This window comes from Pseudomonas sp. RIT-PI-r (genome assembly GCF_001297015.1).
Classification (GTDB): Bacteria; Pseudomonadota; Gammaproteobacteria; order Pseudomonadales; family Pseudomonadaceae; genus Aquipseudomonas.
The window spans coordinates 117,162-131,283 of sequence record NZ_LIGE01000036.1; the positions used below are offsets into that span (position 1 = coordinate 117,162).

Genomic DNA, 14,122 nt, shown 5'->3' on the forward strand with positions numbered 1-14,122 from the left:
GCAGCACGCAAAATCGGAACAAAAGTATGGACGAATTCATTTAGACAGACTTTAGCCAAGACTGCAAAAACAGCACATGACAACGGGAACTTTTTCTCATTAGCTCGCTCTGCGCGGGACTTGTAGCTGGGTGTTTTTTAAACAACCAGGTTAAAAGTTGCTCGAAAAAGAATCAGCAACTACAATTTTTTTTGCTTCTTGCGCTACGTCAGTTTACTTACTACAAGTAATGGGTAGTATGTACGCCGGCTATTTCCTCAATCGTGAGGAGACAGCCACTTAATTTGAAAGTCCTTGAAGGGGAACACGATGAACAACGTTCTGAAATTCTCTGCTCTGGCTCTGGCCGCAGTTCTGGCTACCGGTTGCAGCAGCGCATCGAAAGAAACCGAAGCACGTCTGACCGCTACTGAAGACGCAGCTGCTCGCTCCCAGGCTCGTGCAGACGAAGCTTACCGTAAAGCTGATGAAGCTCTGGCTGCTGCTCAAAAAGCACAACAGACTGCTGACGAAGCTAACGAGCGTGCTCTGCGCATGCTGGACAAAGCTAGCCGCAAGTAATAATCCCTCGGGATTGTTATCGAGCCGACCCGATTTATCGGGTCGGCTTTTTTATTGCCCATCGTTTTTGTTCAGGCAATAAAAAACCCGCCGACGCTTCACGCATCGACGGGTTCCGGGGTACGACTTACTGCTGCAGGTCGATCGGTGTATTGGCAACAATCGGTGCCGAAGTATTCGGCGTGCCGATTTCCGTTGGCAGGCCATCTTCGGCCGCGACCACATCACGCACCACGTCCCAGTTCACACGCAGGTTGCTGGTGACGTCTTCACGCTTGAGCATCGCGTTGATCACCGCTGTGTGTTTGTCGACCACCGAGGGGTTGCCCTTGTCGTCGATCGGCGTGTGCGCTTCCAGATAAACCTTGCCGCCACTGCTGCCGAACTTGTAAGCATCGTTGAGGATGCGCACCGACGTACCGACCGGGACCATGCCGGCCATTTCCAGCACGTTGTTATTGAACATGCGGAAGCAGCCGTGACTGGTACGCATGCCGATACCGAATTTCTTGTTCGAACCGTGGATCAGGTAGCCTGGCGTGCCAAGGGTGAACTTGAACGGCCCCAGTGGGTTGTCAGGGCCGGCCGGCACCACGTTTGGCAGCGGATCACCGTCAGCGGCGTGTTCAGCCTTGATCGACGCAGGAGGCGTCCAGGTCGGGTTTGGCGTCTTGGCGGTGATCGAGGTATGCGCAATCGGCGAACCCCAGCCCTCACGTCCGATACCCAGCGGGAACGTGTAAACCACGTTCTTGCCCTTCGGGAAATAGTAGAGGCGGTACTCGGCGAGGTTGATGACGATGCCTTCGCGCGGGCCCGGCGGCAGAATGAAACGGGTCGGCAAGACGATTTCTGTACCCGCGCCCGGCAACCAGGCAGCGACGCCCGGGGTGGCCGCGACCATTTCCGAGTAACCCAGATCGTACTTCGTGCCCAGATCGGCAAAGGTGTCTTCGTACTTGGCTTTGATCACCTGCACCTGGCCGATGATGTCCTCACCAGGTGGTGGCAGGGGAAACTCCAATGCAGCAACGGGACCGGCCACACACAGGGCGGCAAGTGACAGGCAGCGGGTGACGGCAGGAAAGCGCGGCAACATCCGGAAAATCCTTCGCATGATCAACAAGGGTATAAGAGCGCGATTGTACACCGCGCTTTGAATATTGGGGGAGACAGCCCGATGGACCGCATCAGGCCTTGAAAAGATCGCAGCCTGCGGCAGCTCCTACAGGTGTACGCCCTTCCTTGCAGGAGCTGCCGCAGGCTGCGATCTTTTGACCTTAAAGCTCGAAACGCAGCTCAGGCCAGATCGGCGATGTGCCGCGCTTCTGCGATTCCAGAATCGCCCGGCACAGCGAGCACAGTCGCTGATCCTGAAACACCCGGCGATCCACGCTCGACCAGCGCGGTTGCGCTGGCAGCAGACTGCCGCACAGGGTGCGATCGGCCGAGCCACCGAGTTCGAGTTGCCGGGTCACCAGATGCACCCGCACTTCCTGGCAGGCGAACAGATCCAGCTGCTCGTCAGGCTCGATCAGTTGGTAGGCAAACAGGGACCAGGCAGAACGCGACATCGGGGGCTCCAAATAAGGGGGCGCCACATTAGCCGAAAGCCTGCCCTTAGAAAAGCCTCATAACAGCGGTTTTAGCGTCGGCCAGACATTTTCCAGCAACTTGCCCTGAGCCCCGGCTGCCGGGTGCAGACCATCGGCCTGCATCAAGTCCGGATGACCGCCGACGCCGTCGAGGAAAAACGGTACCAGCGGGATCTTTTTATCGTCCGCGAGTTTGCCGTAGACCTCGGCGAAAGCGTCGGTGTAGCGCTTGCCGTAATTGGGCGGCAACTGCATGCCGAGCAACAGCACCTTGGCACCGCTCTGGCGGGAGCTGTCGATCATCGAGGCAAGATTTTGTTGCAATTGAATTGGCGGCATTCCGCGCAGGCCATCGTTGCCGCCAAGTTCGAGGATCACCAGTTCCGGCTTATGCTCTGCAAGCAGCGCCGGCAGGCGCGCCTGGCCTCCGGCACTGGTGTCGCCGCTGATGGAGGCATTGACCACTTTATCGTCGAAACCCTCCTGTTTGAGCCGTTGCTCGAGCAACGACACCCACCCCAAACGGGTATCCAGTCCGAAACCGGCGCTGATACTATCGCCAACGATCAGGACAGTACCCGCCGCTGCGTTCTGGGCCATGCACATCAAGGCCAGGCCAGCACTCAAAAACCACACACGCATCGGATTCTCCATGGGCGCAAGCATTCTCACCGCGAAGAACCTCAGCAAAGTGGTTCCCAGCGCGGAAGGTGAACTGACTATCCTGCACGAACTCAGCCTGGAACTGAACAAGGGCGACAGCCTGGCCATCGTCGGCGCGTCCGGTTCCGGCAAATCCACCCTCCTCGGCTTGCTCGCCGGCCTCGACTTGCCGAGCAGTGGCGAAGTCATCCTCGCCGGCCAGGGCCTGAGCAATCTCGATGAAGACCAGCGTGCCCGCATCCGCGCCGAACACGTCGGTTTTGTCTTTCAGTCGTTCCAGTTGCTCGACAGTCTCAATGCGCTGGAAAACGTCATGCTGCCGCTGGAACTCGATGGCCGCAAAGACGCCCGTGAACGGGCGACCGAATTACTCCAGCGCGTTGGCCTCGGCCAGCGCCTGACACATTCGCCGCGCCAGCTCTCGGGTGGTGAACAGCAGCGCGTGGCGATAGCGCGCGCGTTTGCCGCCGAGCCTGACGTGCTGTTCGCTGACGAGCCGACCGGCAACCTCGACAGCCATACCGGTGAGCGCATCAGCGATTTGCTCTTCGAATTGAACAAGGAACGCGGCACCACCCTGGTGCTGGTGACCCACGACGAACGCCTGGCCCATCGCTGCCGGCGCCTGATCCGCCTTGAAGCCGGGCTGTTGGTCGCCCCTCTGGAGCCTTGATGGCACGTTTGCCGCTGTTGCGTCTGTTCAGTCTCGCCATACGCCAACTCATGCGCGATGCCCGCGCCGGTGAATTGCGCGTGTTGTTCTTCGCGTTGGTGGTGGCGGTGGCGGCGAGTACCGCCATCGGTTATTTCGGTGCTCGCCTCAACGGCGCCATGACCCTGCGCGCCACCGAGTTTCTCGGTGCCGATCTGGTGCTCGAAGGCAGTTCACCGGCGCGCGAGGAACAAATCAAGAGCGGCACCGAATTACACCTCAACCATGCGCAAGTGGTGGAGTTCTCCAGTGTTATCGCCACCGACAACGGCATTCAGCTGTCGAGCATCAAGGCCGTCGACCGCGCGTATCCTTTGCGTGGCGAACTGAAAAGTGCTCCAGCGCCCTTCGCAACCGAAGATATTGGCGGCGAACCGCAATCGGGCGAAGCCTGGGTCGAGGCGCGTCTGTTGACGGCGCTGGACCTGAAGATCGGCGACAGTATCGACGTTGGCATGAAGACGCTGAAGCTGACCCGCGTGCTGACCTACGAACCGGATCGCGCCGGCAACTTCTATAGCCTGACGCCTCGGGTCATGATCAACCTCGACGACCTCGCCGCGACCGGCGTCGTGCAACCCGGCAGCCGAGTAAGTTACCGCGAACTGTGGCGCGGCGAACCGCAGGCGCTGGAAACCTATCGGCAACTGATCAAACCGGGGCTTGCGGCCAACCAGCGGATTCAGGATGCCCGCGACGGCAACCGGCAGATTGGCGGTGCGCTGGGCAAAGCCGAGCGTTATCTGAACATGGCCAGTCTGGTCGCCGTGCTGCTGGCCGGCGTGGCCGTGGCGTTGTCAGCGAACCGTTTCGCCAGCCGGCGTTTCGATGCCAGTGCCTTGTTGCGCTGCCTCGGGTTGTCACGCCGGGAAACCATGCTGCTGTTCAGTATTCAACTGACGGTGCTCGGCCTGTTCGCCGCCCTCAGCGGCGCGTTGCTTGGCTGGCTGGCGCAATTGGGCCTGTTCGCCCTGCTGCATGATCTGCTGCCAAGTGACGTTCCTCCGGGCGGCCTGTTTCCGGCTATCGCCGGTATTGGCACCGGACTGGTGGCATTGGCCGGTTTCGCCTTGCCGCCGCTGGCTGCGCTGGGCCGCGTGCCGCCGTTGCGTGTGCTGCGCCGGGACATGTTGCCCATCCCGTCGAGTACCTGGATGGTTTACGGCGCAGCTTTGGGTGCGCTTGGCCTGATCATGTGGCGCCTGAGCCTGGATCTACTGCTGACCTTTGCCCTGCTCGGTGGTGGCGTGGTGGCTGCGTTGGTCTTGGGCGGATTGCTGTTGTTGTTGCTGCAAAGCCTGCGGCGGATGCTCGCCCGCGCTTCTCTGCCGTGGCGCCTGGGCTTGGGCCAGTTGCTACGCCATCCCTTGGCAGCGGCCGGTCAGTCGTTGGCATTCGGTTTGATTCTGCTGTCGATGGCCCTGATCGCTTTGCTGCGCGGTGAACTGCTCGACACCTGGCAAAACCAGTTGCCGAAAAATGCACCGAACTACTTCGCCCTGAACATCCTGCCGGCAGACAAACAGGCCTTTGCCGATCATCTGGTCAATGTCTCTGCGCAAGCGGCGCCGCTCTATCCGGTCGTGCCCGGGCGGCTGATCAGCATCAATGGCGATCCGGTGCAGCAAATCGTCAGCAAGGACTCGGCCGGAGACCGGGCGATTCAACGTGACCTGAGCCTGACCTGGGCGGCGGACTTGCCGGCGGGCAACAAGCTCACCGCAGGTGAATGGTGGAAGGATCAACCGACCGACGATGTTCCCGGTGTCTCGGTGGAAGGTAAGGTCGCCGAAAGCCTCAAGCTCAAACTCGGCGATCACATGGTGTTCAGCGTCGGTGGGGTCAATCGCGAAGCGAAGGTCAGCAGCCTGCGCGAGATCAACTGGGACAACTTCCAGCCGAACTTCTTCATGATCTTCCAGCCAGGCACATTGAAGGATCTGCCGGCGACGTACCTGACCAGTTTCTATCTGGCACCGGGTCATGATCAGCAGATCGTCGAGCTGTCGCGAACCTTCCCGGCCGTCACCATCCTGCAGGTCGAAGCATTGCTGGAACAACTGCGCAGCATCCTCGCTCAGGTCACCCTGGCCGTGGAATATGTTTTGTTGTTCGTGTTGGCGGCGGGAATGGCCGTGCTGTTCTCAGGCTTGCAAGCGACGCTGGATGAACGCATTCGCCAGGGTGCCTTGCTGCGTGCACTGGGCGCGGAACGACAGTTGCTGATCAAGGCAAGGCGCATCGAGTTCGGCCTGCTCGGCGCGGTCAGCGGTCTGCTCGCGGCAATCGGTTCGGAAGTGGTGAGTCTGGTGCTGTATCGCTACGCCTTCGACCTGCCGTGGCATCCCCATCCGTGGTTGCTGGTGCTGCCTTTGATTGGCGCAGTGCTGATTGGCGGTGCCGGCGTGTTCGGCACACGTCGGGCGCTGAATGCGAGCCCACTGACAGTGTTGCGCGAGGGTTGATAGACTCAACCGCTCTTAACCACAAGAAGTAGCCATGAGCCGTTATCGCCCTCCTCGCACCGCCGGCACCGCGCTGATCACCCCTGAAGGTGAAGCGCGGATGCGTGCCGAATTTCATGAGCTGTGGCATGTGCGCCGTCCGCAGGTGACGCAATCGGTCAGCGAAGCGGCGGCTCAGGGTGATCGCTCGGAAAACGCCGAATACACCTACGGCAAGAAGATGCTGCGCGAGATCGACAGTCGCGTGCGCTTTCTCACCAAACGCCTGGAAGCACTCAAGGTCGTCAGCGAAAAGCCCAGCGATCCGAACAAGGTCTACTTCGGCGCCTGGGTAACCATCGAAGACGAAGACGGCAAGCAATCGCGCTACCGCATCGTCGGCCCGGATGAACTGGATCTGAAACTGGGTCTGATCAGCATCGACTCGCCACTGGCCCGTGCCTTGATCGGCAAGGCGCTGGACGCCGAAGTTCGAGTGCAGACGCCGACTGGCGAGCAATTCGTTTACATCGTCGCTATCGACTATCCGTAAAGCGTATCAGCGACGAGTGATCAGGCCCTGCCGCGCAACGCGGACCAGTTGTTTGATCATCTCTGGCGCATCTTCGGAAGCCGGGGCCTGAATCACTGCCAGATCAAAACTGTCAGTGGCGAAACGCGCCAGCGACTCGCCGTCTTCAACGAACTGGATCAGGAACGCGGCAGGACCGCCGCTGCGACGTGGCCAGCCATCGAGATAACGCAACAGCGTCGGCTGATGTTTGCCGCCAAGAAGAATTTTCGGGTTGCGCTGGGTGATATGTGCCGTGATCGGCGCGGGACGTGCTGGAGGGCGTAGTGCATTCATCGTGTCGTGTCTCTGCCTCAAAAGTCTGCATGGCAGGTGAGAGGCAACACCGAACCAGCGCTTTAGCGGTATTTCGAAGCCCTGTTCCGGCTTCTGACGGCAACTGTTGAAGTCACCTGGCGCCCCGCAAGTAGCTGTTTAAATCGGCGCATGGGCAACATCCTAGAGAACGTGACCGATGAGTGTCAAGAATCAGCCGCAACAAAAAAGGCCCGCACAATGCGGGCCTTTTCCTTGAGCCAGAGCCTTCAACCGGCGATGGCGCGATCCACCGAAAGCTTGCCGGCGCCTTCGATCAGTACCGCGAGGCTGCCACCCAGCAGGGCCAGAGCGAACTCATAACCGTTGTTGGCCATGAACAAACCGTTGCTGATGTGTACGGTGAAGATCGCCACCAGCGACAGGAAGGTCAGGCCCAACGCCGCAGGACGCACCAGCAAGCCGATGATCAAGGCCAGGCCGGCGAAGAACTCGGTACCGCCGGCCAGCGTGGCCATCACGTAACCCGGGTGCAGGCCGATGCTGTCCATGTACTGCGCCGTGCCTGCCAGACCATAACCACCGAACAGACCGAAGAGTTTTTGCGAGCCGTGAGCTGCGAAGATCACGCCGACAGCGATGCGCAGGATGGTCAGACCGTAGCCGGCGCGGGTGAACAGGACTTTGTTGATCAGAGAGTTCATGGGGCATTCCTTGTTTTGCGAAAAGTGTTGTGTGTTGGTTGGCCGCTATATTAATCAGTAAATCTCATGTTAAAAGCGCAAATATTCCGCCATAACAATCAAATTATTAGATCATTTACGTGAGACGACTTTCTGCGCCCCGGGCTCCAACGACTCCCGCTCCCGGTCGAACGCCAAGTAGTACTTGTTCACGCTATTAACATAGCTGACCGGCCCCATTCCCACCTGCTCCATGGCGATTCGCTCGACCTGAAAGAACCACTGATTGGGATTCAGCCCCCGGCGTCGGGCCTCAGCGCGCATACCCTGCACGCGCTCGGGGCCGATGTTGTAGGCCGCCAGAGTGAAGGCCATGCGTTCGCGCTCATTGAGCTTGGGGCTGTTGAAGAATTTGCGGCGGATCATCGCCAGATATTTGGCCCCAGCCTGCACATTCGCATCGAGATTCTGAATGTTGTTCACGCCGACTCGCTGAGCGGCGGAAGGCGTGATCTGCATCAGCCCGGTCGGGCCACTGCCGCTGCGGGCATTGGGTTGCAGGCGTGATTCCTTGAACGCCAGTGCGGCCAGATTGAGCCAGTCCATGTTCTGCGCCTGGGCGTGCTTTTGCAGGGTCGGACGCAGTTTTTCCAGGCGCTGGCGATCAGCCTTGGCCAATGGATAGTGGACTTGATAGAGACGGCGGTAGATGCGCAGAAACGCTACGTCCTCGTTGGAGGGCTTCTTGTAACCACCGAGAAAGCGATCGATGCTCGCACGCAGCATCGAAGCATCACGACGTACGAACCAGTACTCCTCGCCCGGCTCACTGATCATCACTTGCCGGTCGAAACGCAACTTCGGCAAAATCTTGCCCCAGCGTTCGGCGATCGGTTGCTCGACAATCGTCAGATGAAAAATTCCGCCCTGAACCATCTCCAGCACGTCTTCGACGGCCAGTGTCGGATCAACCCATTCAATCTTGATCGGCGCCAGTTTGTGCAACGCCAGTTTCTGATTGAGCTGACTGACCGCCTCCCCCGCCGCACTGCCGGTGGGCAACGCCAGGGTTTTGCCGGAGAGTTGCTCGACCTTGGTGTAACGCCGCTCGCCTCTGATGCCGACCAGCACCAGCGGCACGTTGCTGGAGATCGGCTCGCTACTGGCGACCGCATAGCCTGGCTGCAAATCGAGCAATTCACCCGGCGCGACCAGATCACCTTCACCACGCTGCAGCGCGCCGAGCAGTTGATCCTTGGCTTTGGGAATGATCTTGAGGGTGATTTCCTGGCCATCACGGGCGTGGCCATTGAGGTATTGCTCGAAGGCGCGCAGGCGATGGTATTCGACGCCGATGGCCTGGCCCTGGACTTCACCGGAGCTGTTGCGGCTCTGGTTGACCAATACGCGCAACACTCGACTGCTGCGAATCTCGGACAAGTCACGCACTTTGGCGGCCGGCACGGCTTGCAGCGGCCCGGGCAGGCGCGCGACCGCCGTGATCGGCAGTAGCAACGAGGCACACAACAGCAGCAAAACCGAGGGACGAACCATCCACTCTCCGGAAAGAATACGGGGCAATTTCACCACTGAACGGTCGAAATCACCGACGGAAACAGAGCGCCTTGAGCGCTGGCAAAGTGCAAGAGACTGGCACAGTGATGGCATCTTTGCCAAACCGGGCTGCCTCGCGGCCTCAAGAGACAGCTATAACTCGTTGTAGTTCTTGGCTTTTCTTATGAATCTACAGCTCTGGTATGCTTTCCGGCCTTCGGCCCGAGGTAGCAACCATGCAACTCATCGATATCGGCGTCAACCTGACCAACCCAAGTTTCGCCGACAAACACCAGGCCGTGCTCGACCGCGCCTATGCCGCCGGGGTCTGCCAACTGGTGCTGACCGGCACCAGCGTCGAGGGCAGCGAGCAGGCACTGGAGCTGTGCCAGCAACTCGATGAGGGTGGCCAGCGACTGTTCGCTACCGCCGGTATTCATCCACATTCGGCCAGTGACTGGAACGCAGACAGCGCGCGACGTCTGCGCAGTTTGTTGTCGGAAACCAACGTCGTCGCCGTGGGTGAATGCGGGCTGGATTTCAACCGCGATTTCTCGCCGCGCCCGCAGCAGGAGAAAGTCCTCGAAGAACACTTGGCCATGGCCGTTGAATTGCAGTTGCCGGTGTTTCTGCACGAACGCGATGCCAGCCAGCGTTTGCTGGAAATCCTCAAAGACTTCCGCGATCAACTGCCCGCCGCTGTCGTGCACTGCTTCACCGGCGAGCAAAAAGCTTTGTTCAGCTATCTCGATCTGGACCTGCACATCGGCATTACCGGCTGGATCTGCGACGAGCGCCGTGGCACGCATCTGCATCCGCTGGTGAAAGAGATCAAACGCGGACGCTTGATGCTGGAAAGTGACGCGCCGTACTTGCTGCCACGCACCTTGCGACCGAAACCGAAGAACGGCCGCAATGAGCCGGCGTATCTGACCGAAGTACTGCGCGAAGTGGCGCTGCATCGTGGCGAAACCGAGGAAGATCTGGCGGCACACACCACCGCGTGTGCCCGTGCGTTCTACAACCTGCCGGCATTGGCGTAAGCCGCAAAAGATCGCAGCCTTCGGCAGCTCCTACAGGGCGTACGCCATCCCAATGTAGGAGCTGCCGAAGGCTGCGATCTTTTGATCTCTTGACCCACATCAAATCGAGTCCTCTGCATAGCGGCACAATAATGGCACCTTGCCAAAACTGTTTCCGCTATCAGAGAAGACCTCCATGGGTGCCTGGCTTAGCAATATCTCGCTGAAATACAAATTCTGGGCGGTCAATGCAGTCGCCTTCGTCACCACCCTGCTGCTGGTGTTGTACGCCGTGCAACTCGAACAACAGGCGCGCAGTCACGCGTCACGTGCCTCGGCACAAACCCAGGCGCAATTGCTCAAGGCCTGGCCAGCCAGCCTGGCCCTGCCCAAAGCTGATCAGGTGCTGACCTTCAAACGTGGGGAAGCGCCGCGCCTCAATGATCAACCGCTGCTGGAGATCACTGACAACAACGGCTGGATCGACATCAATCACATGCCGCTGTTTGGCGATAACCTGCTGATGGGTGCCGAAGTGTTCAGCCGCACCGATGGCCAACAGGTCGCAGTGATTGCTCATGGCCCGAGCCTGAGCCAAGTGTTCAGCGAGCGTTTCGCCAACTACGCGGTGGCGGTGTTCATCCTGATGCTGGCGATGCTCGGCGCTTCACAACTGCTGATCCGTTTCCTGCTCAGCCAGCTCAACACCTTGAAAGACGTCATGCTCCACGTCGAAAAAAGCGGCGATCTTTCAGCCCGAGTGCCGCTGGCCGGTAAAGACGAAGTCGGACAGATGGCCAATGCGTTCAACGCGATGCAGGCTGGTTACCAGCGCGTCGTGACCACCGTTGCCAACACCGCGCGGCAACTGGACATCGGCGCAGCGCGGCTGGCGTTGAGCATGAACGAAGTGCGCCATGGCATGCTCGGCCAGCAAAGCGAAACCGATCAGGCCGCCACTGCGATCAACGAAATGACCGCCACGGTTTATCACATCGCCCAGCACGCCGGCGCCACCCGTGATCTTTCGCAGACTGCCGATGGCCTCGCCGGCAGCGGTCAGCAAGTGGTCGCCCGGGTGCAGCATTCGATTGCCGGTTTGTCCAACGGCGTACAACAGACAGCCGAAATGATCCAGCGTCTGGCCGAAGACAGTCAGAAGATCAACGGCGTGGTCAGCGTGATTCACAGTATCGCCGAGCAGACCAACCTGCTGGCGTTGAACGCCGCCATCGAAGCAGCCCGCGCCGGTGAGATGGGCCGAGGTTTTGCGGTAGTGGCCGATGAGGTGCGTAACCTCGCCAAACGTGTGCAAACCTCCACCGACGAGATCACCACCATGGTGTCGGCCTTGCAGGCGGGCACTCGCGATGCGGTGGATTTCATGCAGGAGAGTTCGTACAAGGCCGACGATTGCGTGCAGCAAGCGCAAGAGGCCGGCGCGGCGCTGGCGGAAATCACGGGAGCGGTGGCGCAGATGCGTGAAAGCAATACGCAGATTGCCGTCGCGGCGGAGCAGCAAAGTCAGGTTGCCGAAGAGATGAACCGGGCGGTGGTGAGTATTCGTGATGTGACCGAGAACACCGTGCAGCAGACCGTGGATTCGGCGACGACCAGTAATGAGTTGGCGACGTTGGCTGGGGAACTGAGCAAGGCCATAGGTCAATTGAAACTTTGAAGATCAAAAGATCGCAGCCTTCGGCAGCTCCTGCAGGTGTACGCATTTCAATGTAGGAGCTGCCGAAGGCTGCGATCTTTTTTGTCCATCATTACTATGATGCCAATAGCCAACCTTGATTCGCCGCCCTCCGCGCCCGGGCCTATTCTTCAACCATGAGTTCAACATGGATCGAGGAGTAGAAAACATGGGCAAACGTCACCCCAACCTTCCCGCGTGGCAATGGCGCGCGTACCCGGGTAACCATCAACACCCGACTAATCTGGTGTTGCACCTGATTGCCGTGCCGCTGTTCATCGTCGCGTTTCTGCTGATTGTGTCCGGGGTTTTCAGCCTGAGCCTGGCCAGTGTGGCCATCGGCGTAATCGGCATCGTTGCGGCGCTGGGTTTGCAGCGTCACGGCCACCGCCTGGAGGCGCAAGCCTCCGAGCCGTTCAGTGATCGAAAAGATGCGGTGTCGCGGTTACTGGTCGAGCAGTTTCTGACTTTTCCGCGCTTCTTTCTCAGTGGCGGCTGGTGGCGTGCCTGGCGTGAGCGCCACCGTCGGCATTGAGTCAGGCGAAGATCGTGACGGTCTGGCGACTCATCGCAATCAACTCGCCTTCTGAGCTCCACAGCTTGGCGGCCACATGGCCGTAGCCGTCAGCGGCGTATTCGATGTCGGCTAGATATTGGCACCAGTCCAGTGTGCTCAAGTCACGTAGCGGCTGAACGAATTCGATGGTCCAGGTCAGCGTGCTGCCCGGTGCAGGCTTCTTCAGATACGGCAACAACGCGGGTGGCCACGCATCCACCAAGGCCAGCAGATGCGCCTCTTTGACCGGCTCTTCTTTGACATCCCCACGCAAGCGCACCCAGCCTCCCATCAAACGCGATTGATTGCCGGTGAACGGCATGCCGCCGACGCTCCAACGCATCGCCAGATGACGCATGAATTCCGGGGTCACGCCTTTGATGTAAGGCAGCTCCTGGCATTCGTCCCAGTGTTTCATTGACGGCGCCGGATACGCTTCGACGGCAACCTCCGATGGCCGCGAAGCGCCAAAACTGCCTTGGACGATGGTCACCACCTGGCCATTCTGCATCGCCCGGCCCATGACCTGGCTGACCGCTTTGCCTTCGCGCAGCACGTCCACTTCGAAACGCACCGGGACTTCGGGTTCGACAGGGCCGACAAAGGTGATCGCCAGCGAACGCACCGGGCGATCCGCCGGCACTTGCGCACGCATGGCTTCGTATTGCAGCGCCGCTACCAGGCCACCGAAACTGGCGCGACCTTGGCCCCATTCGGCAGGAATGGTCAGTTCCGGTTGACGGCGGACCGCATCGAGCAGATCGCAAAAGCGCATGGCAACCTCAGAAAACGAGAAAGGAATGCAGGGATCTTAACCAGACCTGCACCGCGCCGCAGCGTCTATTCCGGTCAAATGGGCTGACAGAAAGGCCTTCATTAAATATCAGCCACATTGGAGATCCCCTGTAGGAGTGAGCCTGCTCGCGATAGCGGCCTGACATTTGTTGAGTGTCAGGCCGCTATCGCGAGCAGGCTCACTCCTACAGGGGATTGTGGTGATTTCAGGATTTGAAACAGGCTGAACTGAGTTTTTCCAGCACACGATCAGCCTTGATTTCAGCCTGGATCATGGTCGCCTGCCAGGTTGCAACGCAGGGCTGAAGGTCTGCTTCCAGCTCGGCTTTCGCCAGCCATTGCCAGCAATCATGCCAGTCGCCCAGCGCGCCTTGCGCAGACTTCAGTCGCTTGAGTGCCGCTTGCGGCAAGCGATCCAGTTCGGGATAGGCTTCGATGCCGTAGCGCACTCGCTTGATCAACAGACGCAGACGATGACGGTCGTGAGCGGGATCATGCAACGCCTCGTCAAGTTTCTGCCATTGCTTGCCGAGGCGTTTTTCGATGCGTTTGCCCAAGCCCTTGAGCAAACCCTGACGCTGAGAGGCGCGCAGGAATCGCGGGAAAGCGTCGAGAATCATCAGCAGCGAAGCCACCTCGGCACTCGCCGCCAGCGCCGGATAAGCCTCCGCCATCTGCGCCATGCGCCGTTGCGCAGCTTGCGGCTGATCATGCTTGAGCAGATACGCCGCCAACACCTCGCGATCACGCCAGGGTGTGGTCAACTGGCCAACAGCAGACGCCGCGTCTTCGAGTTGCTCGACACCGGGCAAACCGCGCAATGGCCGCAGCAGACTGCGCAACCGCCGCACCGTAGTGCGCAGATCATGCAGCGCCTCGGGATCGGTGCGCGCGCTCAACCGCGCCTGACAAGCCAGCAAGCGCACCTCAAGGCTCAGGACATGAGCCACCAAGCGGTCAACCAACGCAGACATCTCTTGCTCCCGTTTCAAAT

15 protein-coding genes are annotated in these 14,122 nt (G+C 59.6%); 7 read left to right on the top strand and 8 right to left on the bottom strand.

All coding sequences use genetic code 11. The features are described from left to right. Positions 1-309: 309 nt before the first annotated feature. Positions 310-561, top strand: a complete 252-nt coding sequence (gene oprI, locus AK821_RS20945; protein ID WP_003199355.1) for an outer membrane lipoprotei OprI — start codon at positions 310-312, stop codon at positions 559-561. Positions 562-688: 127 nt separating this feature from the next. On the opposite strand, the gene AK821_RS20950 is transcribed toward oprI, so the two are convergent. From AK821_RS20950 to AK821_RS20960, 3 genes are all read right to left on the bottom strand, one after another. Beyond that, entirely contained in the window at positions 689-1,660 is a 972-nt protein-coding gene (locus AK821_RS20950; RefSeq protein ID WP_064391403.1) for a L,D-transpeptidase family protein, read from the bottom strand. 181 nt (positions 1,661-1,841) lie between these two features. Further along, positions 1,842-2,135 carry a hypothetical protein gene (locus AK821_RS20955; protein WP_007908575.1) on the bottom strand — a complete coding sequence of 98 codons (294 nt, stop codon included), beginning with the start codon at positions 2,133-2,135 and terminating at the stop codon, positions 1,842-1,844. A 57-nt stretch (positions 2,136-2,192) separates the two neighbouring features. Then, positions 2,193-2,798 carry an arylesterase gene (locus AK821_RS20960; protein ID WP_064391404.1) on the bottom strand — a complete coding sequence of 202 codons (606 nt, stop codon included), beginning with the start codon at positions 2,796-2,798 and terminating at the stop codon, positions 2,193-2,195. Between the two features lie 10 nt (positions 2,799-2,808). Between AK821_RS20960 and AK821_RS20965 the strand changes: the two genes are divergently transcribed. Genes AK821_RS20965 through greB form a run of 3 tightly spaced genes read left to right on the top strand, consistent with a single transcriptional unit; the run spans position 2,809 to position 6,528 of the window. Next, on the top strand, positions 2,809-3,492 hold the full coding sequence (locus AK821_RS20965; RefSeq protein ID WP_007908572.1) for an ABC transporter ATP-binding protein: 684 nt from the start codon (positions 2,809-2,811) through the stop codon (positions 3,490-3,492). Then, positions 3,492-5,996 (top strand): ABC transporter permease, encoded by a 2,505-nt coding sequence (locus tag AK821_RS20970; protein ID WP_064391405.1) that lies wholly within the window; start codon positions 3,492-3,494, stop codon positions 5,994-5,996. The genes AK821_RS20965 and AK821_RS20970 overlap by 1 nt, the downstream gene beginning before the upstream one ends. A gap of 34 nt (positions 5,997-6,030) precedes the next feature. Continuing rightward, complete coding sequence (greB, locus tag AK821_RS20975; RefSeq protein ID WP_003226818.1) at positions 6,031-6,528, top strand: transcription elongation factor GreB; 498 nt, start codon at positions 6,031-6,033, stop codon at positions 6,526-6,528. A gap of 6 nt (positions 6,529-6,534) precedes the next feature. Here the strand turns inward: greB and AK821_RS20980 are convergent, their stop codons facing one another. From AK821_RS20980 to AK821_RS20990, 3 genes are all read right to left on the bottom strand, one after another. Further along, complete coding sequence (locus tag AK821_RS20980; protein ID WP_064391406.1) at positions 6,535-6,843, bottom strand: hypothetical protein; 309 nt, start codon at positions 6,841-6,843, stop codon at positions 6,535-6,537. 248 nt (positions 6,844-7,091) lie between these two features. Further along, positions 7,092-7,526, bottom strand: coding sequence for a DoxX family protein (locus AK821_RS20985; RefSeq protein WP_064391407.1), 435 nt, complete (start codon positions 7,524-7,526; stop codon positions 7,092-7,094). 111 nt (positions 7,527-7,637) lie between these two features. Then, entirely contained in the window at positions 7,638-9,059 is a 1,422-nt protein-coding gene (locus AK821_RS20990) for a transglycosylase SLT domain-containing protein (protein ID WP_064391408.1), read from the bottom strand. A 236-nt stretch (positions 9,060-9,295) separates the two neighbouring features. Here AK821_RS20990 and AK821_RS20995 point away from each other — a divergent pair, with 236 nt between their 5' ends. The 3 genes from AK821_RS20995 (at position 9,296) to AK821_RS21005 (ending at position 12,312) form a co-directional block, all read left to right on the top strand. Then, positions 9,296-10,102 (top strand): TatD family hydrolase, encoded by an 807-nt coding sequence (locus AK821_RS20995; protein WP_064391409.1) that lies wholly within the window; start codon positions 9,296-9,298, stop codon positions 10,100-10,102. A 175-nt stretch (positions 10,103-10,277) separates the two neighbouring features. Next, positions 10,278-11,759 (top strand): methyl-accepting chemotaxis protein, encoded by a 1,482-nt coding sequence (locus AK821_RS21000; RefSeq protein ID WP_064391410.1) that lies wholly within the window; start codon positions 10,278-10,280, stop codon positions 11,757-11,759. Between the two features lie 187 nt (positions 11,760-11,946). After that, a complete protein-coding gene (locus AK821_RS21005; RefSeq protein WP_064391411.1) occupies positions 11,947-12,312 on the top strand; it encodes an Mpo1-like protein in 366 nt (121 codons plus the stop codon). Between the two features lies 1 nt (position 12,313). On the opposite strand, the gene AK821_RS21010 is transcribed toward AK821_RS21005, so the two are convergent. Further along, on the bottom strand, positions 12,314-13,108 hold the full coding sequence (locus tag AK821_RS21010) for an acyl-CoA thioesterase (protein WP_064391412.1): 795 nt from the start codon (positions 13,106-13,108) through the stop codon (positions 12,314-12,316). A 226-nt stretch (positions 13,109-13,334) separates the two neighbouring features. Further along, positions 13,335-14,102, bottom strand: coding sequence for a CHAD domain-containing protein (locus AK821_RS21015; protein WP_064391413.1), 768 nt, complete (start codon positions 14,100-14,102; stop codon positions 13,335-13,337). Positions 14,103-14,122 lie beyond the last annotated feature (20 nt).

What these genes read in the sequence shown, in the direction of transcription:
- oprI (WP_003199355.1), top strand. Translation starts at nt 310, where the DNA reads ATGAACAACGTTCTGAAATTCTCTGCTCTGGCTCTGGCCGCAGTTCTG.
- AK821_RS20950 (WP_064391403.1), bottom strand. Translation starts at nt 1,660, where the DNA reads ATGTTGCCGCGCTTTCCTGCCGTCACCCGCTGCCTGTCACTTGCCGCC.
- AK821_RS20955 (WP_007908575.1), bottom strand. Translation starts at nt 2,135, where the DNA reads ATGTCGCGTTCTGCCTGGTCCCTGTTTGCCTACCAACTGATCGAGCCT.
- AK821_RS20960 (WP_064391404.1), bottom strand. Translation starts at nt 2,798, where the DNA reads ATGCGTGTGTGGTTTTTGAGTGCTGGCCTGGCCTTGATGTGCATGGCC.
- AK821_RS20965 (WP_007908572.1), top strand. Translation starts at nt 2,809, where the DNA reads ATGGGCGCAAGCATTCTCACCGCGAAGAACCTCAGCAAAGTGGTTCCC.
- AK821_RS20970 (WP_064391405.1), top strand. Translation starts at nt 3,492, where the DNA reads ATGGCACGTTTGCCGCTGTTGCGTCTGTTCAGTCTCGCCATACGCCAA.
- greB (WP_003226818.1), top strand. Translation starts at nt 6,031, where the DNA reads ATGAGCCGTTATCGCCCTCCTCGCACCGCCGGCACCGCGCTGATCACC.
- AK821_RS20980 (WP_064391406.1), bottom strand. Translation starts at nt 6,843, where the DNA reads ATGAATGCACTACGCCCTCCAGCACGTCCCGCGCCGATCACGGCACAT.
- AK821_RS20985 (WP_064391407.1), bottom strand. Translation starts at nt 7,526, where the DNA reads ATGAACTCTCTGATCAACAAAGTCCTGTTCACCCGCGCCGGCTACGGT.
- AK821_RS20990 (WP_064391408.1), bottom strand. Translation starts at nt 9,059, where the DNA reads ATGGTTCGTCCCTCGGTTTTGCTGCTGTTGTGTGCCTCGTTGCTACTG.
- AK821_RS20995 (WP_064391409.1), top strand. Translation starts at nt 9,296, where the DNA reads ATGCAACTCATCGATATCGGCGTCAACCTGACCAACCCAAGTTTCGCC.
- AK821_RS21000 (WP_064391410.1), top strand. Translation starts at nt 10,278, where the DNA reads ATGGGTGCCTGGCTTAGCAATATCTCGCTGAAATACAAATTCTGGGCG.
- AK821_RS21005 (WP_064391411.1), top strand. Translation starts at nt 11,947, where the DNA reads ATGGGCAAACGTCACCCCAACCTTCCCGCGTGGCAATGGCGCGCGTAC.
- AK821_RS21010 (WP_064391412.1), bottom strand. Translation starts at nt 13,108, where the DNA reads ATGCGCTTTTGCGATCTGCTCGATGCGGTCCGCCGTCAACCGGAACTG.
- AK821_RS21015 (WP_064391413.1), bottom strand. Translation starts at nt 14,102, where the DNA reads ATGTCTGCGTTGGTTGACCGCTTGGTGGCTCATGTCCTGAGCCTTGAG.